General features: G+C 66.1%; 21 protein-coding genes and 1 pseudogene. 11 read left to right on the top strand and 11 right to left on the bottom strand.

Annotation, left to right across the window (positions count from 1 at the left end; translation table 11 throughout):
- Entirely contained in the window at nt 1-1,146 is a 1,146-nt protein-coding gene (locus tag AC6CHP_RS18010; RefSeq protein ID WP_498231406.1) for a serine hydrolase domain-containing protein, read from the top strand.
- 28 nt (nt 1,147-1,174) lie between these two features.
- Here AC6CHP_RS18010 and AC6CHP_RS18015 read toward each other — a convergent pair whose 3' ends face one another.
- Nucleotides 1,175-2,356: a zinc-dependent alcohol dehydrogenase gene (locus tag AC6CHP_RS18015; RefSeq protein WP_377195336.1), complete on the bottom strand. Its 1,182-nt coding sequence runs from the start codon at nt 2,354-2,356 to the stop codon at nt 1,175-1,177.
- A gap of 169 nt (nt 2,357-2,525) precedes the next feature.
- Between AC6CHP_RS18015 and AC6CHP_RS18020 the strand changes: the two genes are divergently transcribed.
- On the top strand, nt 2,526-2,774 hold the full coding sequence (locus AC6CHP_RS18020) for a hypothetical protein (protein ID WP_104189541.1): 249 nt from the start codon (nt 2,526-2,528) through the stop codon (nt 2,772-2,774).
- Nucleotides 2,775-2,784: 10 nt separating this feature from the next.
- On the opposite strand, the gene AC6CHP_RS18025 is transcribed toward AC6CHP_RS18020, so the two are convergent.
- From AC6CHP_RS18025 to AC6CHP_RS18035, 3 genes are all read right to left on the bottom strand, one after another.
- Nucleotides 2,785-3,504 (bottom strand): HAD family hydrolase, encoded by a 720-nt coding sequence (locus AC6CHP_RS18025; protein ID WP_498231409.1) that lies wholly within the window; start codon nt 3,502-3,504, stop codon nt 2,785-2,787.
- A complete protein-coding gene (locus AC6CHP_RS18030) occupies nt 3,504-3,794 on the bottom strand; it encodes a hypothetical protein (RefSeq protein WP_104189536.1) in 291 nt (96 codons plus the stop codon). The genes AC6CHP_RS18025 and AC6CHP_RS18030 overlap by 1 nt, the downstream gene beginning before the upstream one ends.
- Nucleotides 3,795-3,861: 67 nt before the next feature.
- Nucleotides 3,862-5,712: a glycoside hydrolase family 15 protein gene (locus tag AC6CHP_RS18035; protein ID WP_188731768.1), complete on the bottom strand. Its 1,851-nt coding sequence runs from the start codon at nt 5,710-5,712 to the stop codon at nt 3,862-3,864.
- 61 nt (nt 5,713-5,773) lie between these two features.
- On the opposite strand from AC6CHP_RS18035, the gene AC6CHP_RS18040 reads away from it, so the two are divergent.
- A complete protein-coding gene (locus tag AC6CHP_RS18040) occupies nt 5,774-6,505 on the top strand; it encodes a DUF72 domain-containing protein (protein ID WP_188731665.1) in 732 nt (243 codons plus the stop codon).
- A 65-nt stretch (nt 6,506-6,570) separates the two neighbouring features.
- Entirely contained in the window at nt 6,571-7,671 is a 1,101-nt protein-coding gene (locus AC6CHP_RS18045) for an App1 family protein phosphatidate phosphatase (RefSeq protein WP_498231412.1), read from the top strand.
- 14 nt (nt 7,672-7,685) lie between these two features.
- Here AC6CHP_RS18045 and AC6CHP_RS18050 read toward each other — a convergent pair whose 3' ends face one another.
- From AC6CHP_RS18050 to AC6CHP_RS18065, 4 genes are all read right to left on the bottom strand, one after another.
- Complete coding sequence (locus AC6CHP_RS18050) at nt 7,686-9,263, bottom strand: glycoside hydrolase family 1 protein (RefSeq protein ID WP_498231414.1); 1,578 nt, start codon at nt 9,261-9,263, stop codon at nt 7,686-7,688.
- Between the two features lie 112 nt (nt 9,264-9,375).
- Nucleotides 9,376-9,753: a hypothetical protein gene (locus tag AC6CHP_RS18055; RefSeq protein WP_188731659.1), complete on the bottom strand. Its 378-nt coding sequence runs from the start codon at nt 9,751-9,753 to the stop codon at nt 9,376-9,378.
- Between the two features lie 95 nt (nt 9,754-9,848).
- Nucleotides 9,849-10,178 carry a J domain-containing protein gene (locus tag AC6CHP_RS18060; protein ID WP_498231416.1) on the bottom strand — a complete coding sequence of 110 codons (330 nt, stop codon included), beginning with the start codon at nt 10,176-10,178 and terminating at the stop codon, nt 9,849-9,851.
- A 106-nt stretch (nt 10,179-10,284) separates the two neighbouring features.
- On the bottom strand, nt 10,285-10,710 hold the full coding sequence (locus AC6CHP_RS18065; RefSeq protein WP_427115872.1) for an Hsp20/alpha crystallin family protein: 426 nt from the start codon (nt 10,708-10,710) through the stop codon (nt 10,285-10,287).
- Nucleotides 10,711-10,848: 138 nt separating this feature from the next.
- Between AC6CHP_RS18065 and AC6CHP_RS18070 the strand changes: the two genes are divergently transcribed.
- Nucleotides 10,849-11,169 carry a MerR family transcriptional regulator gene (locus AC6CHP_RS18070; protein ID WP_188812999.1) on the top strand — a complete coding sequence of 107 codons (321 nt, stop codon included), beginning with the start codon at nt 10,849-10,851 and terminating at the stop codon, nt 11,167-11,169.
- Between the two features lie 45 nt (nt 11,170-11,214).
- Here the strand turns inward: AC6CHP_RS18070 and AC6CHP_RS18075 are convergent, their stop codons facing one another.
- Nucleotides 11,215-12,015, bottom strand: coding sequence for a phosphatase PAP2 family protein (locus tag AC6CHP_RS18075; RefSeq protein ID WP_498231419.1), 801 nt, complete (start codon nt 12,013-12,015; stop codon nt 11,215-11,217).
- 148 nt (nt 12,016-12,163) lie between these two features.
- Here AC6CHP_RS18075 and AC6CHP_RS18080 point away from each other — a divergent pair, with 148 nt between their 5' ends.
- Nucleotides 12,164-13,291, top strand: coding sequence for a DNA alkylation repair protein (locus AC6CHP_RS18080; RefSeq protein WP_498231421.1), 1,128 nt, complete (start codon nt 12,164-12,166; stop codon nt 13,289-13,291).
- Here AC6CHP_RS18080 and AC6CHP_RS18085 read toward each other — a convergent pair.
- Together AC6CHP_RS18085 and AC6CHP_RS18090 are read right to left on the bottom strand one after the other, a co-directional pair.
- Entirely contained in the window at nt 13,288-14,160 is an 873-nt protein-coding gene (locus AC6CHP_RS18085; protein ID WP_188731651.1) for an NAD-dependent epimerase/dehydratase family protein, read from the bottom strand. The two genes, AC6CHP_RS18080 and AC6CHP_RS18085, sit on opposite strands and share 4 nt — an antisense overlap.
- Nucleotides 14,161-14,194: 34 nt before the next feature.
- A pseudogene (locus AC6CHP_RS18090) lies at nt 14,195-14,786 on the bottom strand (adenylate kinase).
- Nucleotides 14,787-15,088: 302 nt separating this feature from the next.
- Here AC6CHP_RS18090 and AC6CHP_RS18095 point away from each other — a divergent pair.
- From AC6CHP_RS18095 to AC6CHP_RS18115, 5 genes are all read left to right on the top strand, one after another.
- A complete protein-coding gene (locus AC6CHP_RS18095) occupies nt 15,089-15,832 on the top strand; it encodes a GAF and ANTAR domain-containing protein (protein ID WP_174177296.1) in 744 nt (247 codons plus the stop codon).
- 64 nt (nt 15,833-15,896) lie between these two features.
- Nucleotides 15,897-16,889, top strand: coding sequence for a phosphodiester glycosidase family protein (locus AC6CHP_RS18100; RefSeq protein WP_498231424.1), 993 nt, complete (start codon nt 15,897-15,899; stop codon nt 16,887-16,889).
- An 8-nt stretch (nt 16,890-16,897) separates the two neighbouring features.
- Entirely contained in the window at nt 16,898-18,007 is a 1,110-nt protein-coding gene (locus AC6CHP_RS18105) for a GtrA family protein (RefSeq protein WP_498231426.1), read from the top strand.
- Nucleotides 18,008-18,082: 75 nt separating this feature from the next.
- Nucleotides 18,083-18,763: a DUF4956 domain-containing protein gene (locus AC6CHP_RS18110; RefSeq protein WP_498231428.1), complete on the top strand. Its 681-nt coding sequence runs from the start codon at nt 18,083-18,085 to the stop codon at nt 18,761-18,763.
- Nucleotides 18,760-19,548, top strand: a complete 789-nt coding sequence (locus AC6CHP_RS18115; protein WP_498231430.1) for a polyphosphate polymerase domain-containing protein — start codon at nt 18,760-18,762, stop codon at nt 19,546-19,548. The genes AC6CHP_RS18110 and AC6CHP_RS18115 overlap by 4 nt, the downstream gene beginning before the upstream one ends.
- The last annotated feature ends 8 nt before the right edge of the window (nt 19,549-19,556 follow it).

The raw sequence follows: 19,556 nt of genomic DNA on the forward strand, positions 1-19,556 counted from the left end.
ATGGGCACAAGCCGGGTCCGCGGGTGGAAGCGCACTGCGGCAGCCCTGTGCGTGGTCCTGCTAGCAGGATCCTCCGCCGGCTGCATCCGCGAACCCGATCCCCCGGAACCGGAGCCGCCCGCAGCCTTTGCGCTGCTGGAAGCTTTCAGCGCACGGATGCTGGCCGAGGGCGCCCCTGCCGTCCTGATCGCCGTCAGGAACGGGACCACCACCTGGACCCATGCCGCCGGGGTGCGGAGCTTGGACTCGGCCGAGCCCGCCAGGGTGTCCGACCCCGTCCGCGTGGGCGGCATCACCGAATCCCTTATCGCAGTCTCGGTGATGAAACTTGCAGCAGAGGGCCGGCTGGACCTGGACAGCCAGGCAAGCCGCTACCTGCCCGAGTTCGGCAGCGTCCTCCATCCACCCGGCCCCGTGAGCGTCCGGCAGCTTCTGACCCACGAATCAGGGATCCCCGACTTTTCCGTCCCCCTGCTGGCGTCCGGAAGCTGGGCAGAAACGATGAACCGGCCGCTCAGCCTCGAACAGCAGCTGGCCCTGGCGGCCACCGAGCCGTGGGACGGCCGGCTGGCACGGATCTTCGACTATTCCCGTTCGAACTACGCGGCGCTTGCCCTGATTGTTGAGCGGCTCCGCGGCCAGGGGATCGATGAGGTCCTGGCTGAGGACATCGCCCTCCCCCTGCGCCTGGAGTCCACCCGGCTGGGCGGTCCCCCGCCCCACGGCATGGTCCACGGATACGTCACCCTGGAGGGCAGGCGCACGGAGGCCAGCATGCCGGCCTGGCAGGCGGAGTCGCCCTCCACCGGGGCCGTCTCCACGGTGGAGGAAGTCAATACGTTTTACGCCGCGCTGCTGCAGGGCAGGCTGCTGCCGCCGGACACCGTGACGGCCATGAAGGGCGGCTACTCGCAGTACTACGGCTTTGCCCTGCGGCGCTGGAACAACACCTGCAACAACCGCTTCTACTACGGCCTGCCCGGCGATACCGACGGCTATGGAATGATCGCCATGACCAGCGAGGACGGCAGGAGCCAGCTGGCGATCTCCCTCGCCTACCCTCCGGCACCGCCCACCCTTGAGACCAACCCGCTGATCCATGAGATGCAGGACGTGGCACAGGAAGCCCTCAACAGCCTGTGCTGAGGGCTTCCTGCTGAGTTTCCCGCTGGTGTCAGGCTCCCGGGTTGAGGACCACCTTGATGCAGCCGTCCTCTTTTTTCTGGAACTTCTCGTACAGGGCAGGCGCCCCTTCCAGCCCCGAGCGGTGGGTGACCAGGTCCATGACGCCCAGCGGATCGGCGTCGTCCTCCACCAGGGGCAGGATGTCATCGGTCCAGCGCCGGACGTTGCACTGGCCCATCCGGACCTGGATCTGCTTGTCGAACATTGTCAGCAGGGGCATGGGGCTGGCCTGGCCGCCGTACACGCCGCTCAGGGACAGCGTGCCGCCGCGCCGGACGGCGTCGATGGAGGTGTGGAGTGCTGCGAGGCGGTCCACCCCGGCGGTCTCCATCGCCTTCTGGGCGAGCTTGTCGGGCAGGAGCCCGAGGGCCTGGTGGGCGAAGCCCGCAACAGGGGAACCGTGGGCTTCCATTCCGACGGCGTCAATCACCGCATCCGGGCCCCTTCCGGCTGTCATCTCCCGCAGCTGGTCCGCCACGTCCTTACCGTAATCGAGGGTTTCCACGCCGTGCCGCTCCGCCATCGCGCGGCGCTCGGGAACAGGATCCACCCCAATGACCCGAAGCCCCCGCTGGACGCCGATCCGTGTGGCGAACTGACCGACGGGTCCCAGGCCGAACACAGCCAGGGTGCCTCCGGCCTGGACGTCCGCGTATTCGACGCCTTGCCAGGCTGTGGGGAGGATGTCCGAGAGGAAGAGGTACCGCTCGTCCGGAAGCTCACTCCCCACTTTCACCGGGCCGTAATCAGCATGCGGCACGCGCAAATATTCGGCCTGGCCGCCGGGAACAGAACCGTACAGTTCCGAGAAGCCAAAGAGCGCAGCGCCGGAACCCTTGCTTTTGACCTGGGTGGTTTCGCACTGGGACTGCAGGCCCTGGCTGCACATATAACAGTTGCCGCAGGAAATGTTGAAGGGGACAACCACGCGGTCGCCCTTGCGCAGGTTGGTGACGGCGCTTCCCACCTCTTCCACGATGCCCATCGGTTCATGGCCGATTACGTCCCCTTTATGCATGTACGGTCCCAGGACTTCGTACAGGTGCAGGTCCGAGCCGCAGATGGCCGTGGAGGTGATGCGGACAATGGCGTCGGTAGGTTCCTGGATTACGGGATCAGGTACTTCTTCCACGCTTACCGAGCGTTTTCCTTGCCAGGTCAGTGCTTTCACGATTCGCCTTCCGGTGGTGTTGCCTCTAGTCCGGGCCTGAGCCCATAGACCGACGGTATCGGCTTCGGCAGAAAAAAGTAAGCAAGCTGACTAAACTCTTGTCCTTGTGGCCCGGGGCTTCTAGCGTAGGAAGGGCCAGATCCCAGGAAACGCGCGAAAGAGGAACGCCATGACGCTCTACCAGCCGGAACCGGTCGAGATCTCCACCCGCATGCGGCCCGGCGAGTGGACGGAAGAGAGCCTGGAGTCGCTCGTTGGCACGTACCACGCCCGGATCATGGAGATGGGCGCCAACATGGCGGAAGTGAGCACGGACATTGAGCGGAACGACGACGGGTCAGTCAAGGTGGCCGTGGTGTGGAACAAGCCCGCGAACGCGGGCGACGAGGACGCCGTCACCGGCGGGCAAGCGGTCTGAGCCGGGCGCCTCAGTCCGGTCCTCCTGTCCTGGTGAGCAGCCGGCCCAGGGCGCTTGAGGGCAGGTTCCGCAGGAGGTCCCGCGGACCTTCGTAGACCTCCGCTGCGCCCGCATCCCGTAGTTCACGGGCGTTGATTCCCCCGCATGTCACGGCAATCGCCGGGATTCCCAGGGCTGCAGCAGCCTTCATGTCCCACACGGCGTCCCCGATGTAGACGGCGTCAGCGGCCTGGACGTCAATGGCTTCCAGTGCGGCCACAAGGATGTCCGGGGCGGGCTTGCTGTTCTTTGCGTCATTGGCGCTGGTTGCGCCGTCGATAAAGGCGTCGGCATCCAGGATGGACTTCATCACATCCAGGTCTTTCCTGCGCGCCGAGGAGGCCAGCGCCACGGCCAGGCCGCGGTTATGGCATTGGCCCAGCAGGTCCCTGGCCCCATCAAAGGCCCGGAGGGACGGCCAGTGGGACGCGTAAAGCGCCCCGTGGCTGGCCATAATCTCCGGGTCGAGGGACCGGTCGCGCCCGCCGGGCAGGAGGCTGTCCACCAGGCGGTCGCCGCCCATGCCCACATGGTGGTGGATGGTGGCCATTGGGATGTCGTAGCCCTGCTGCCGGAAGGCTCCCCACCAGGCGACCGTATGGATGTAGGACGAGTCGATCAGGGTGCCGTCAACGTCAAAAAGAACCCCCCGGCGTCGTCCGCCAGGGGGTACAGGGCTTTGGGGTGCCATCAGCTGACCGCTGCCCGCTTTGCAGCCGGCGCCTTCTTCTGGCGGGCCGCCTCTTCCTTTGCAGAACTTACGGGGCGGACGCGTTCCCGGAGGACCGTTCCTGCGCCGTCGTGGCTCTTGTCCCGGATCAGCCCGGTCCCTGCAATTTCCCGCGCCATCGCAACGCCGGCAACAGCAGCCCTTTTCGTGGGGAAGGTGACCGAGATGGCCATGAGGCTCCCGGCTCCATCCAGCATCCGTACCCTGTAACCGCCGTCAGGCGCATCCACAAGCTCAAAATACCCGGCCATTCGTATCACTCCTCCATCAGTCACCGCGTTGTGCTTTTCAGGAGCACTGAGGTGTTAGTAAGTATACTTATCTATTCTGCGAAGGAGAAGTCACCCCTTGCCGCGCCGCCTCAGCACGTCCCGCCGTCTCCGGCGGAATCGGGGTGTCACTTCGCCGAACCGTATCCTGATGCAGCTCCAGGGCGCTAGTCACAAGCGCAAAGTGGCTGAAGGCCTGCGGGGTGTTGCCCAGCTGCCGGCCGGCCTTCACGGCCCATTCCTCGCTCAGCAGCCCCACGTCGTTCCGAAGTTCCAGCAGCCGCTCGAAGAGTGCCCGGGATTCCTCGTGCCGGCCCGCCCCCAGGAGCGCCTCCACCAGCCAGAAGGAGCAGGCAAGGAAGACGCCCTCATCCCCCGGCAGGCCGTCGTCGCTCTCTTCGGGACGGTAACGCAGGACGAACCCGTCCTCGGTAAGTTCGCGCTGGATGGCATCAATGGTGCCGATGACCCGCGGATCGTCCGGGGGCAGGAAGCCGACGCGCGGGATCAGGAGGAGGCTGGCATCGAGTTCCGGCCGGCCATAGGCCTGGACAAACGTGTTGCGGACGGCGTCAAACCCGTTGGCCATAACGTCCCGGTGGATGGTGTCCCGCAGCCGCTCCCAGCGGTCCGCCGGCCCCGGCAGCCCGGACTCGCGGACGCCCTTGACCATCCGGTCCGCAGCTACCCAGGCCATCACCTTCGAGTGAGTGAAATGGCGGCGGGGCCCGCGCATCTCCCACAACCCGTTGTCCGGCTGGTCCCAGATCTTCTCGAGGTGCTCCATCAGGGAAAGCTGGACGTCCCATGATTCATCCGGATGCGTCAGCAGTGAATTCCGGGTCAGGGCGAGGCAGTCCAGCACCTCGCCCCAGACGTCGAGCTGCAGCTGCTCGGCCGCTCCGTTGCCGATGCGCACCGGGGACGAATTTTCATAGCCCTTCAGCCACGGCAGTTCCATCTCCGGCAGGCGGCGCTCGCCGTGGATGCCGTACATGATCTGCAGGTCGGCGGGGTCGCCGGCCACCGCGCGGAGGAGCCAGTCCCGCCAGGCCGCCGCGTCGGCAGTGTAGCCGGCTGCCATGAGGGCCTGCAGCGTCATGGTGGCATCCCGCAGCCAGCAGTACCGGTAGTCCCAGTTGCGCGGACCGCCCAGTTGCTCGGGCAGGGACGTGGTCACGGCCGCCACGATGCCGCCGGTGGGGGCGTACGTCAGCGCTTTCAGGGTCACCAGGGAGCGCACCACCGCGTCCTGGTACTTCCCTTTGACGGTGCACTGGGATGCCCAGCCGCGCCAGAAGGCCGAGGTGGTGCCAAGGACTTCTTCAGCGTCCACGCTGTGCGGCCGGCCCACGTGGCTTGGCGCCCACGTGAGGACGAACGGGACGCGCTCCCCGGCGCTAACGGTGAAGTCACTGATGGTGTGCATGTTCTCGCCGTGGAGGGGCGCCGGTGTGACCAGGTAGACGGCGTCCGGGCCGGCGATGGCGTGCACGCCCAGGCTGTCCTTGCGGACCCAGGGAATGATGTGGCCGTAGTCAAAGCGGAGCACCAGCTCACTGTGCATCCGCACGCTCCCGCTGACGCCCACAACAATGCGGACGATGTCCGCCACGGAGTCTCGGGGCGGCATGAAATCAATGACGCGCACCGTTCCTTCAGGCGTTTCCCACTCCGTCTCCAGCACCAGGGTGCCGTCCCGGTAGCTCCGGCGCGTGCACGGTCCACCGCCTTCGGGTGCGAGGAGCCAGCGCCCCGATTCAGGGGTGTCCAGCAGGGAATTGAAGCATGCCGGGGAATCGAACCGTGGCAGGCACAACCAATCGATGGAGCCTTCCTTGCTGATCAAGGCCCCCGTTTGAAGGTCGCCAACAACTGCATAATCCTCGATGCGCGCCATGTCCTTACCCTGCCACAGTCCGCCCCGCGGTGATGGGCACGATTCGATGTAGCCTGCAGTCATGGCAGTCCACATCGGCACCTCCGGCTGGAGTTACGACCATTGGGAGAACGTCCTCTATCCGCCCGGGCTCCCGGCGAAGGACCGGCTCAAGCATTACGTTGCCCGGTTCGGCACCGTCGAGCTCAATGCCAGCTTCTACCGGTGGCCCCGGGACACCACGTTTGCCGGCTGGAACCGGCGTTTGCCTGATGGCTTCGGAATGTCGGTCAAGGCTCCCCGCGGACTGACCCACGCCCGGAAGCTGTACCAGCCGGAGGTGTGGGTGGAACGGATTGAGCGGTGCTGGCACGAGCTCGGCGACAAGCGGGCAGTCCTCCTGGTCCAGCTGCCGCCCGGCATGGAACGCGACGACGCCCGGCTGGAGTATTTCCTGGCCAGGATCCCGGAATGGATCCGGGTGGCTGTGGAGTTCCGGCACCCCAGCTGGGACTGCGACGACGTCTACGCACTGCTGGAGCGGCACCAGGCCGCCTACTGCATCATGAGCGGCGCAAACCTTCCCTGCATCCTGCGCACTACTGCCCCGTTCACGTACGTGCGGCTGCACGGCCCTGACCACCAGCACCTCTACGCCGGCTCCTACTCGGATGCCGACCTGCACTGGTGGGCAGACCGGATCCGGGAGTGGTCGGGCAGCGGCCTGGACGTCTACGCCTATTTCAATAACGACGGCGGCGGCAACGCAGTGCGCAACGCCGAGACCCTGCGCTGGATCCTTGGGGAAGGGTGACGTCATGGAAGAACGGCAAGGACCAAGGTAGCTCCGCGTGGTTCAGCCTGTGGCAGAGTGGTCCCATGGACACGGCCCCCCAGACACCGCCCCAGAACGCAGCAACACCACAGGACCCGGACGGGAAGTCCCAGCTTTCCGGCAACACGGCGTTCAAGCTTGCCCACCGGATTTCCGACGGCGTTAACGGTGTGCGCATCCAACTGGCCAAACGCTGGAAGTTCGTGCCGCAGACCATTGCCTACCAGGGCTATGGATCAACCAGCCTGGTGCGTGTCCTGGGACGGGTCCTGCTGACCCAAAAGCCGATGCCGGGGAGCAAGGCCGAGCACGCAGCGCAGAACGGCAACCAGAACGTGCGCGGCTGGCGGGCCTTCACCAGCGTTCCGTTGCAGTTCACCGACGTCGAAATCACCATCGGCGATGTTGTCACCCACGTCCGGGCGGACAGGGGCGGGCTGATCGACACGGAAGTCAGCGTCCAGCTGGAGCCCGGCTGGCACACCGCGGTCCTGCGCGCCGAGGGCACGGAGCCGGTTGAAGCCAGGATCCGGGTCATCGCACCGGATGTGAAGTTCGGGATCGTATCCGATATCGATGACACCGTCATGGTGACGGCCCTGCCCCGGCCGTTCCTGGCCCTGTGGAACACCTTCGTTCTGAGCGAGCGGGCCCGCATGGCAACACCCGGCATGGCCGTCCTGCTGGACCGGCTCACGGTGGAGCATCCGGACGCACCGGTGATCTACCTTTCCACAGGGCCCTGGAACGCCGCACCCACGCTGGCACGCTTCCTGACCCGTAACATGTATCCGTCCGGGGCGCTGCTGCTGACCGACTGGGGCCTCACGCAGGACCGGTGGTTCCGCAGCGGCCAGGACCACAAGCACCGGAACCTGAAACGGCTCGCCAAGGAATTCCCGGACATGCAGTGGCTCCTGATCGGTGACAACGGCCAGCATGACGAAGCCATCTACTCCGGCTTCTCGCAGGAGCACCCGGACAAGGTAGCCGCGATCGCCATCCGCCAGCTGTCCGTCAGCGAATCGGTGTTCGCCGGCGGCCACTCCGAGGACGGGGACCATACCGCGTCCCAGGTTCCGTGGATCTACTCCCCGGACGGCGCCGGCATCGCCAAGCAGCTCACGGCACTGGACCTACTCTAGGCACTGGACCTGCTCTAGGCGCTGGCACCCACGGCGGGAACGTCGTCGTCGGGCATTTCACTGCCCATAGCCCCTGCGCCCAGGACCTCGACGTCCATGGCGTCACCCACCATGGCCTCTGCGATCGCAGTGCCTGCCGCGGCGGCCAGGTCACGCTCCTCGATGAGTTCCTGGAGCCAGAAGTAGGAGGCTTTTGGCGTCCGTTCCAGTGTGTCGAAGTCCACGTGCAGGAGGCCAAAGGGCTGGTTGTACCCGGCGGACCATTCGAAGTTGTCCAGAAGCGACCACACGTAGTAGCCCCGAAGGTCAACCGATGCAGCATCGCCGCCCGGGGCAGTAGCCTTCAGGGCGGCCTCGAGATGGTCCGAGAGGTACTTGAGCCGCCGCTCATCCGGGATGAACTTGGTATTGGTGGACTTGTCCCGGACGATGATGTCCTCGAAGCTGGCACCGCCCTCCGTGAGGATGACCGGCGGAAGGTTGGGGTAGCGTTCGCCCATCTCCTTCAGGGCCACGGCCATGTACTCGGGCTTCACCGGCCAGCCGTAGGCGGTAATGTCCGCCTCGGGCCAGGTTTCCACGTGGAACGGTGTTCCGCCGTTGCCGGCCGCGCTCAGGTCGCTGCCCATGGCTTCGGCCATGCTGGCGGGCACTGCTCCCCCGCCCGGCCCTACCGCCACTTTGGTGGGCATGTAGTAGTTGAGCCCGTAGAAGTCCAGCGGCTGGGAGATCAGTTCCATGTCCTCGTCCGGGTGCTCGAAGGAGCTGAAGAACTTGGCCGCCCGGATCAGGTCCGGATATTTTCCGGTCAGCACCGGGTCCGCATACAGCCGGTTCTGGGCCAGGTCCATCAGTCCGGCGCTGATCCTGTCCAGCGGGTTGATGGAATTGGGCACCATGGGCGAGTAGACGTTGCTCATGCCGATCTCCCCAGGCACCTTGGCGGCGCGCAGGGCCTGGACGGCGAGGCCGTGCCCCAGCAGCTGGTGGTGCACGGTCGGGAATGCCCCCATCATCAGTTCCTTGCCGGGTGAGTGCAGGCCGAGCGTGTAGCCGTTGGTGCTGACCGTGGCAGGTTCGTTGATGGTCACCCAGCGCGCCACCCTGTCGCCGAATTCCTCCGCGAGGATGGCAGCGTACTCGCCCAGACGGTAGGCGGTGTCCCGGTTCATCCAGCCGCCGGCTTCGTCCAGCGTCAGGGGGGTGTCCCAGTGGTAGATCGTGGCCATGGGGGAAATGCCGTTGGCCAGCAGCTCGTCCAGGAGCCTGTCGTAAAAGGCCAGGCCGGCGCGGTTGGCCGGCCCGCGCCCGGTCGGCTGGATGCGCGGCCACGCGAAGGAGAACCGGTAGGAGTCCACGCCGAGCTGCTTCATGAGCGCAACGTCCTGGGGCATGCGGTGGTAGTGGTCCGTGGCGACGACGGGGCTGTGGTTTTCCACGATGGCCCCGTCCTTGGCTGCGAAGACATCCCAGCCCGCCGGGCCCCGCCCGTCCTCATCAAGCGCGCCCTCAATTTGGAAGGCAGCCGTGGCCACGCCCAGCGTAAATCCGGACGGGATAAGGGCAGCGAGTTCTTTGGCGGTGATGTGCATCTGCGGGCCTTTTGTAACGGAGCGTAAATAAAGTACGTCTCAGGATGGCACAGCTGAGGGCGCCTGACGAGCAAAACGGTGCCCGTCCGCGGCGCCTCTTCCAGGTGGCAAGCTACTGGGAGCCGAACAGGAACTCCTTGGCGTGGGCCACCGCTTTCCGGAAGGCGTCGTTCCGGAGCGTCGCCAGGTGCTCGGTTTCCCCCTCGGCAGGTTCCAGGTAGCCCGTATAGCCGGGCCGCAGCACCCAGATGTCGCCCGCGGGCGGGAGGTAGAAAACGCCAAAGGACCGCTGCTGCTTCTCGTCCGTAGTCCATACCGGCACAACGGCCAGCGCTGCGCCCGTGGCGGGGTTGATCCATTGCGCACGGGGCAGCGGCTGCTCATGCGCTTCAGGGTCCAGGAAGGGAGCAGTTCCGGCACCCCAGCGCTGTTCAAAGCGCTCGTGGAATGCCGGAATCAGGTGTGAATCGTATCGGCGCCAGTCGCTCATCCGGTTCTCCGCCTCCTCGCGGTGTTGTTGTTGTGTTCCATTCCCCGTTCCGTTCCCCGTTCCGTTCCCCGCGGGACGCAGTGCCAGGACCGCTGTCAGGCCCAGGCCCAGGGCCCGCTTTCCCAGCGCACCGGCGTGATCCTGATGATGGGGTCCGGAGACCCGCCGTGGCTGCGCACCTTCCGGACGGGAACGGACTGTCCGGCAGCGCCGGCCCTTTGCTTGTCATAGGCGGCGCGCCTCTCAGGATCCCGGAGGACGTTGTACGCCTGCATGATCATCAGTAGCTCACCTTCCGGGGAGGTACCGCCGTCCACATCCGGGTGGTGGCTGCGCATCAGGGCCCGGTAGGCGCGCGAAATTTCCTGTTGAGTGGCGTGCGGCTGGACCCGCAGGGTGTCGTAGTAGTCGGGGCTTGTTGTCATGGTGGCCCTTTTCCGCTCTGCCGGCGTCCGCATCCGGCGGACGCCGGCAGAAAGAATGCCGCGCGCGGGCAACCGTGAAGAGGTTCCCCGCGCCGGCCGGCTGTGGCTAGGTTCCGATCTGGTGCTTCTCGCTTTGCTGCGTCTGGATCTCGATCCTGCGCGGCTTTGCCTTTTCCGCCACCGGTATCCGCAGGGTCAGGACGCCCTGCTCGTAGCTGGCCTGGATGTTGTCAGTGTCCAGCGTGTCACCGAGGATCAGCTGCCGGCTGAAGACGCCGCGGGGACGTTCGGAGGCCACCAGTTCCACGTTGGGCTGGGTGGGGTCCTTGCGCTCCGCCCTGACGGTGAGGACGTTGCGTTCAACGTTCAGGTCCAAGGTATCCATCTTCACGCCAGGCAGGTCGAAGGCCACCACAAACTCGCCGTCTTCCTGCCAGGCGTCCATGGGCATGGCAGCCGGCCGGGCAGCGGTTCCAAAGACCTGCTGCGTGAGCCGGTCCAGCTCACGGAACGGGTCCGTGCGCATCAACATCATTTCCCACTCCTTCAGCTTCAGTAGGTGTTTCACGTGTGCCATATCCACCGCCCTTAATCTATGGTGATGAATATAGATTTTTTATAGCACTCGTGGGAAACTGAAGCAAGACCCCGGACGGATACTGGAGAACTGATGGCGGAACAGGACGCGGGACGGGAAACCGGCCCCAGCAGCAGCCGCGCGCTGTACGCCATCTCCGTGGCGGCGAAGCTGGCTGGAACGGGCCAGCAGAACATCCGGCTCTACGAGACCAAGGGCCTGCTGACGCCGTCGCGGACGTCCGGCGGCACCCGCCAGTACAGTGATGACGACATCGCTGTCCTGCTGCGGATCGGTGAACTCCTGGAACAGGGCCTCAACCTGGCGGGCGTGGCCAAGGTGCTGGAACTTGAGGCGGCCAACAACAAGCTGCACCGCGCCCTCAAAAGGGCCAGGTCCCGGCCGCCGGGCTGAGGGGCCGGGCTGAGGGGCCGGTGGACAGTTCAGTCCCGGAGCCAGTCAATCCCGGGGCAAGTCCGCCTTCGACAGTTCACCGGTGATCCGCTCCCCGTGAACACGGGCGGTGCGCCACGTGTCCAGGGCAATGACCCCGCCCAGGATGACCAGGGAGAGGGACAACGAAGCGAGGGCGTCGCTGAGCCAGTGGTATCCCAGGTACAGCCTGCTCAGGGCAGCAAGCACAATGCCGATCCCGGCCCCCACGAAACCGAGAACGGCCGCTTTGGTGTTGCTGTGCCGGGAGAACACCAGGAAGGCGCCAACCAGGAGGAAGTCGCACGCCCCCAGGACATGCCCTGACGGGAACGAAAACGTATGGTCGATCCCGAACAGCATTTGCTCCACTGGCGGCCGCGAGCGCTGGACGATCCGCAGGATGACCTGGGAAATGATGACGCCGGTGACCATCGCCGACGCCAGCAGGATGGGGCGCCAGGCATGTTTCGCGGCGAAGCCCCACCACAGGATGACCACCAGGACAATGATGGGCAGGGCAACCGGACCGAAGACCACGGCGAGGAAAATCATGAAGGCCGTGCCGGCGTCGGACCTCATCCCCAGGAGCCAGTCGCGGACCGGCACATCTGCCGCCGAGAGGCCGTCCGCCTGCAGCACGCTGACCAGCGTGGCGATGAACAGCGCAACCCCCGCCACCACCAGGATGATGGCCGCCCGGTACAGCCCGCGCCGGTCGGCGGGGTCCATGAAGCGCTCCTCCACCACGAACTTGTCGTGGAAGGCCCGCCACCTGCCGTGGCTCCGGCTGGTGGCTCCGGAGCCTGCTGAATCCTGATGTCGCACTGTGATGCCCGTCCTGCTCCGTTGAGATTTTCCTAGGGGAAGAGTATCCCGCGCGCACCGTGCAGGTGCGGTTTGGCCGCGGTATCTTCTTCACGACGGCGAGGCAGCACCTGCGCGGCGCGTTCAGCACTGGCGGTAGCCTGACTCCATGGGTGCAATGAACGAACTGATTGACGCTGCCGCCGTTCATTCTGCCGCGGCCATCCTCACGGAGGCCGCTCCCGGTGTGCGGTGGGTCCGGACACGCGCCACCGCCTCCCTGCTGGGGGACCTGAACCTGCGCGCCAGGACTGATCTTGTGGCGCAGGCGCTGCAGGAGGATGCATTGAGCGTCCCCGGGGCGGGATATCCGACGGCGGCGGACAGCTTCCGTGCAGCACTGCGGTTTCCGGAGTTCACCGGCTGGATCCTGTGGCCGGTGTCAGAGGCTGCTGCCGCCCTTGCCGTGGATTCCGGCGCCGCGGAGGACTTTGACGACGCCCTGGCCCTGCTGGCGGAACTGACGCCAAGGCTCACCGGCGAATTTGCCATCCGCCGCCTGCTGCGCCACAATCTGGACCGGGCCCTGGCCGCCGCCCTGGAATGGACGTCCCACCCGGACGAGCATGTCCGCCGCCTGGCGAGTGAGGGAACCCGCCCCTACCTGCCGTGGGCGGTGCGCGTGCCCGGCCTCGTGGAGCGGCCCGAAGCCACCCTTCCCGTCCTCACCGCGCTGTATCGGGACCCCTCGGAGTACGTGCGGCGGTCCGTAGCCAACCACCTCAATGACCTTGCCCGGCACGCACCCGGCCCCGTAGTGGCCACGGCAAGGGAATGGTTGTCCGCAGCTGACGGCAACACGGGATGGGTGGTGCGGCATGGTCTCCGCACGCTCATCAAGAAGGGCCAACCGGAGGCACTGGAGCTGCTCGGTTTTACACCGGCGCAGGTGGCGGTGTCCGGACCCCACCTGGACCGGGAGGTCCTGACCCTGCCCGGCGAGCTGACGTTCTCCTTTGAGATCGCCAATACCGGCGCGCGCGATGCGCGCCTGGCAGTGGATTATCTGGTCCACTACCGCAAGGCCAATGGCAGCCAGTCCGCCAAGGTTTTCAAAGTGTCAACGCTCACCCTTGCCCCGGGTGAGACGCGGAGCCTCTCCAAACGCCATGCTTTCAGGCAGATGACCACCAGGGTGCACCACCCGGGCCTGCACGCCCTGGAGCTGCAAGTCAACGGTGCGGTGCATGGGCGCGCCGAGTTCCTGCTCGAAACCGGCAGTGCGGCCAGCAGCTAGCGTGGCGAGCCGCCTGCGGGGTCCTGCCAGTGGTCCCGCCAGGTGTGCTCGGGCTCAAAGCCGAGCAGCCGGCGTGCCTTGTCGATGGACAGCATGGTTTCGTGGTCGCCCAACTCCTTGACCACCTTGACGCCGGGGAACACTTCCGCGGCCAGGCTGGCACTTGACCGGCTCATGACGGTATCCGCGTTGGCGATGATGAACGCCTCGAATCCCGGCTTCCCGTTGTCGAGGGCGCGGACCACCGCCTGGGCCCCGTCCCGGCCGTCGATGTAGCCCCACAGGTTCCATTTCCGGAGGGTTGCGTCGGAGTCGAAGGAAGGGAACTTTTCGTAGTCTTCCACGTCCATGACGTTGGAGAACCGCAGCCCCACGATGCTCAGTTCCGGGTCCCAGCGCGTCAGTTCAGCAGCCATCTGCTCTTCCAGGTGCTTCACCAGGGAGTAGGTGCTTTCCGGCCGCGCCGGGTACTCCTCGTCCACGGGGATGTAGGGCGGGTCGACGTCGAACGGCAGTCCCAGCACCGTCTCGCTGGAGGCGTACACCACCTTCTTGATGCCCGCGCGGCGCGCCGCCTGGAAGACGTTGTAGGTGGACAGCATGTTGTTTTCGAAGGTGGCGGCATCGGGAATGATGCCCGGGGCGGGGATGGCACCGAGGTGCACTACGGCGTCAAAACCGTCATGCCTGTCGTCCACTCCCAGCAGCACGTCCAGGACCTGGCCGTAGTTCCGCAGGTCCACCACAACCAGTCCCGGACTGCGGCTGCCTTCGCGGTCCAGGTTGAGGACCTGGTGGCCGTCCTCCGTGAGCCTGCGGACCACGTGCCGTCCAAGTTTTCCGCTACCGCCGGTGACCGCAATTCTCATCAGGTTGTCCTTTACGTTGGTGGCTTGCGCCGGTTCAGGCGCCGGGGCGCGGGGAAGCCAGGAACTTTTCGACGGCGGCGATCGCCAGTTCGGTGATGTCGCCGGGATCTCCGCTGCCGTCCACGGAAACGAGCATTCCACGGCCAGCGTAGACCGAGACTACTTCATGCGTCTCGCGGTGGTAGAGATCCAGGCGGCGCCGGAACACGTCCACCGTGTCATCCGCGGCCCTGCTCCGCGGCACGCCGCAGCATCCGCTGCTCCAGGACGGCGTCGGGGGCGGTCAGCTCAATGACCACATCCAGCGCAAACCCCTGGGACACGAGCATGTTGTCCAGCTCCGCTACCTGCGGTGCCGTGCGCGGATAGCCGTCCAGCAGGAAGCCCGCCTGCAGGCCGCTGTCCTGCAGGCGGTCCTTGACCATCGCGTTGGTGAGGTGGTCCGGGACAAAATCGCCGTCGTCGAGATACCCGGCAGCCTGGTTTCCCAGCTCCGACCCCTCGTTGACGTTGGTCCGGAAAATCTCTCCGGTGGAAAGCGTGGGAACGCCGAAGTGCCGGGCCAGGTGTTCCGCTTGCGTTCCCTTGCCGGAGCCCGGCGGACCGATGATGAGCAGCCTGGTCATGTCATGTCCCTCTTCCTGCCCCAGCGGGGGCCTGCCAGCCGCCGGTTCCGGGGGTCTGCCGCCGGGAGCACCGGCTCCTGCTTCATTCTGCCGGTAACTCCCCGGCCGGCGCCAGAGAGCCTGCACCCGTATGTGTCAAAGTGACCATTTCCCCCGCCGGAGGATGTATATACTTCTGGATATCGGTTTAGCAGCAGGCCGTTGGAAAGTTCCTCGATCCAGCGACCTTCACAGCCTGCCCGCACCGCCGGGGGGATGCTGGAAGTTGCCGGGTTGTCCTGAGCGAATGGCACCAAAAAACCGTGGCCAGCGAGTCAACAGCAAAAACTGATACATCCATTACCGAGCACCTGCATGAACTGGTCCTCAACAGCTCTGATGTTGAGGACTTCCTCAACGAGTTGGCACAGGTGTCCGCACGCAACCTTTCCGAGCCCGGCGATGAGATCATGTGCGCCATCACCCTCCTGCGGCAGCGCAAGGCCGCTACCGTTGCGAGCAGCAGCCCGGATGCGAAGGCCATTGCGCACCTCGAGTACGAGTTCAGCGAAACGCCGAGCCTGACGGCGTCCGCCGCCCAGGAGAGCATCCACGTCCCAGACGCCCGCGACGACGGCCGCTGGCCCGAATACTCCTCGGCCGTGCTCGCCCAGGGCATCCGCTCCGTCCTCGCGCTGCCCTTCCAGTTGGAGGGCGGGACGAAGGCTGCCCTGCTGCTGTACTCGCGCCGGCCACACCGTTTCGAGCCGCGCATCCTTGAATTTGCCGAAGACTTCGTGGGCCAGACGTCCCTGGCCCTGCGCCTGGCGGTGCGCTTTGCCCACTACAGCGAGACTGCGGCGAACCTCCGCGCCACACTGGAGTCCCGGACGGTGATCGACATGGCCGTGGGCATCATCATGGCCCAGAACCGGTGCAGCCAGCAGGACGCCTTCGAGATCCTGAAAACGGCCTCCAGCACCCGCAACTCGAAGCTTCATGACGTTGCCGCAGCTGTGGTGAATTCGCTGGGCCAAGGGCCGGCACGCACGCACTACGACGGCTAGTTTTCACAGGCCCCTCATATATCCGGCAAATCCCCCTGCCAGCTTGCCTCCCTAGAAATGGGGCATGACTCCGCAACAGACCAGAGAACGTAAACCCGGCCGCACCCGGCGGGCCATCATCGCCGGGGCCGTGGCCCTCACCCTTTCCGCCGGGGGCGCCACGGCCTGGGCACTGGACCGGTTCGTGGTCCAGCACGTCGAGATCGCCGACGTCTCAGCCTACGAAGCCAGCCAGGCAGGCAGCACTTCCGGGACTTCCACCGGCACGGTGGCAGGCACCGTGCCCGGGTCCGGCGGCACCGCCGTCACCACGGATACTTCCTACGTCTCCGGCTCCTCCAACATCAGCATCTCCACGGTGACCACCGGCAGCGGCGACGACACCGCTACGTACTACGTTGCCGACGTCGTGCTCGATGATGCCACCACCCTCCAGTCCGCCTTCGCCAACGACAGCTTCGGCGAGAACATCACCGAAACCACCTCTGCCATTGCCGAGGCCAACAGCGCGGTTTTCGCCATCAACGGCGACTATTACGGCTTCCGGGACACCGGCATCGTGATCCGCAACGGCGTGGTGTTCCGCGACGAGGGCGCGCGGCAGGGCCTGGCGTTCTACCGCGACGGCACCGTCCAGGTCTATGACGAAACCACCACCACGGCCGGGCAACTGGTCGCCGAAGGCGTCTGGAACACACTGTCCTTCGGCCCGTCCCTGCTGGACAACGGAGAGGTGGCCGAGGGCATCGAGGACGTCGAGGTGGACACCAACTTCGGCAACCACTCCATCCAGGGTGAACAGCCGCGCACCGCCGTCGGCATCATCGATGACAACCACCTCGTCTTCGTGGTGGTGGACGGCCGCAGCCCCGGCTACAGCGCCGGCGTCACCATGACCGGCCTCGCCGGAATCATGCAGGGCCTCGGCGCCACCACGGCGTACAACATCGACGGCGGTGGTTCCTCCACCATGTACTTCAACGGCGGACTGGTGAACAACCCGCTGGGTGGGAACAGGGAACGCGGCACCTCCGACATCCTGTACATCGCGCAGTAGGTCCGGCCATGATCATCCTGATCCCGGCCTACGAGCCGGACGTGCAGCTTCCCGCCCTGATCCGCTCCATCCGCCAGGCGGAACCGTGGCTTCCCATCGTGGTGGTGGATGACGGCAGCGGCCCGGAGTACCGGGGTGTGTTCGACGCCGTCAGGGACCTTGGGTGCCATGTGATCAGTTACGGGCGGAACAGGGGAAAGGGCTTCGCCCTCAAGTCCGGGCTGGGCTTCATTGCGGACAACCTGCCCGGCCACGACGTGGTGTGCGCCGACAGCGACGGCCAGCACCGGACGGCGGACGTCCTCCGGGTGGCCCATTCCCTCCGGGATAACCGGGCGGGGCAGGGCTGGTCCACGATGGTGCTGGGCAGCAGGAAGTTCACCGGCGACGTCCCGGCGCGCAGCCGGTTCGGCAACACCGCAACGAAGCTGCTCTTCACCCTGGCCACCGGCGAGCGCATTCCCGATACCCAGACCGGCCTCCGCGGCTACCCCGCCGCCATGATCCCCTGGCTCCGGTCCGTCCGCGGGGACCGGTACGAATACGAGCTGAACCTGCTGCTGGAAGCGCGAAACGCCGGCTATGCCATCCGTTCGGTGGACATCGCCACGGTGTACGTGGACCACAATTCCGGTTCCCACTTCCGTCCGCTGGCCGACTCGGTGCGGATCTACGCCCCGCTGCTGAAGTTCCTGGCCTCGTCCTTCACGGCGTTCCTGGTGGACACCGTGCTGTTCGTGCTGCTCACGCTGCTCGTCGACTCCCTGCTCCTGGCTGTGCTGGGGGCCAGGGCGGTGAGTTCCGCCGTGAACTTCATGGTGAACCGGCGCATCGTCTTTGACCACGGCAGGGACAGGCCGGCCGGCACCACCGGCGTCCGCTACTTCAGCCTCGCCGCCCTGCTGCTTGCCGCCAACTTCGGCCTCATCTGGGCCCTGGAAGGGGCCGGGCTGCTGGCGCTTCCCGCCAAGATCCTGGCCGAAGTTATCCTGCTGGGCATCAGTTTTGTGGTGCAGCAGCGCTTCCTTTTCACGGCACACGCACGCGGAAAGGCAGCCGGCAAAACGTCCCGCACCGGCCCCAGGGAACTGTCAGCCAGCACTCATATACCCGGCTAGGTTCCGTCACAGCACCCGCACAGTTTGGGCGGGCATCGTGAATACCAGCCCACCGAAGACATCCCGGAGAATCCCATGAACCCCCTTATTTTCATCCTCGCCGACCTGGCAGCCATCAGCATCCTGACCTTCGCCCTCTACCTCCGCCGCCACCGCCGCCGCGACCTGGTGGTGTCCTACCTGGGCATGAACGTGGGCGTCCTCGCCGTGGCCACAGCGCTCTCGGGTTCCGCCGCCGGGCTTGGCCTGGGACTGGGCCTGTTCGGGGTCCTGTCCATCATCCGGCTCCGCTCCACCGAGCTGGCCCAGCACGAGGTGGCCTACTACTTCTCAGCCCTGGCCCTTGGCCTGATCGCCGGCCTGGGGATTGAGCCCCTGTGGCTGACCGGTTCACTGATGGCACTGATCCTGCTGGTGATGTTCGTGGGAGACCACCCACGGGTCCTGCCGGCCCACCGCCACCAGACCGTCATACTGGACCGCGCCATTGCCGAGGACGGCGAACTCTACGCCCGGCTGGAAGAGGTCCTCCACGGCAGGGTCCACTCCGCCACCATCCAGGAACTGGACCTGGTGAACGACAAGACCCTCGTGGATGTCCGGTACGCCTACTCCCCCGCAGCCTTCGCTGCAGCCGTCACGGCCCTGCCGGCGCCGCGGCACGCGGAACCTGCCCGCATGGAACCTGCCTCCCTTCAACCTTCCACCGGAGAACCAGCCACCGCCCGCCTGACAACCCCTGCAGGTGCCGCATGAGCATCCCCGCAACGGCCGCCGTCGTCAGCAACCTCCGTTCCCTCCGGCCCGTCGGGCTGGAGGAGCTCAATGCCGAAGCCGCACTCCAGACCCGGGTGGACCGCAAATACGTGGTCCCGGCAGGGCTTGCGGGCCAGCTCCTCGCCACGTTCCGCGCCGACGTCCGCGTCCTGGAGATGGACGGCTCCCGCAGCTTCGCCTACGACTCCGTCTACTTCGACACCGCCGGCCTGGACAGCTACCTCCTGGCAGCCCACGGCCGCCGGCGCAGGTACAAGATCCGCACCCGGACCTACGTGGACAGCGCGGCGAGCTTCCTGGAGGTGAAAACCGAAGGCGCCCGGGAAGCAACGGTCAAGGAACGCATCCCGTACCTTCCCGAGGACCGCGCCCGGCTCACTGCCGAAGGCCTGGAATACGTCCGCGAAACGCTCACCGCGGCTGTGGGTTCAGTGCCCCCAGGCCGCCTCCACCCGGTCCTGGAAACCCGCTACCACCGGACCACGCTCTACCTGCCGGAGTCCGGGAGCCGCGCCACCATCGACACGGACGTGACCTGGCAGCGTCCCGGCCAGGCTGCTTGGGTGCTCAATGATGCGGTGATCCTGGAGACCAAGTCGGGCTCCACAGCCGGGCCGCTGGACCGGCATCTGTGGGCGTACGGCGTCCGCCCCTCCCGGATCTCAAAATTCGCCACCGGCATGGCCGCCCTGTGCCCGGACCTGCCCGCAAACCGCTGGAACCGGACGCTGCGCCGCAGCCTCTCTCTCCGGCCCGCAGCCTGACCACATAT

The sequence above is a fragment of the Pseudarthrobacter sp. GQ63 genome (genome assembly GCF_059758765.1).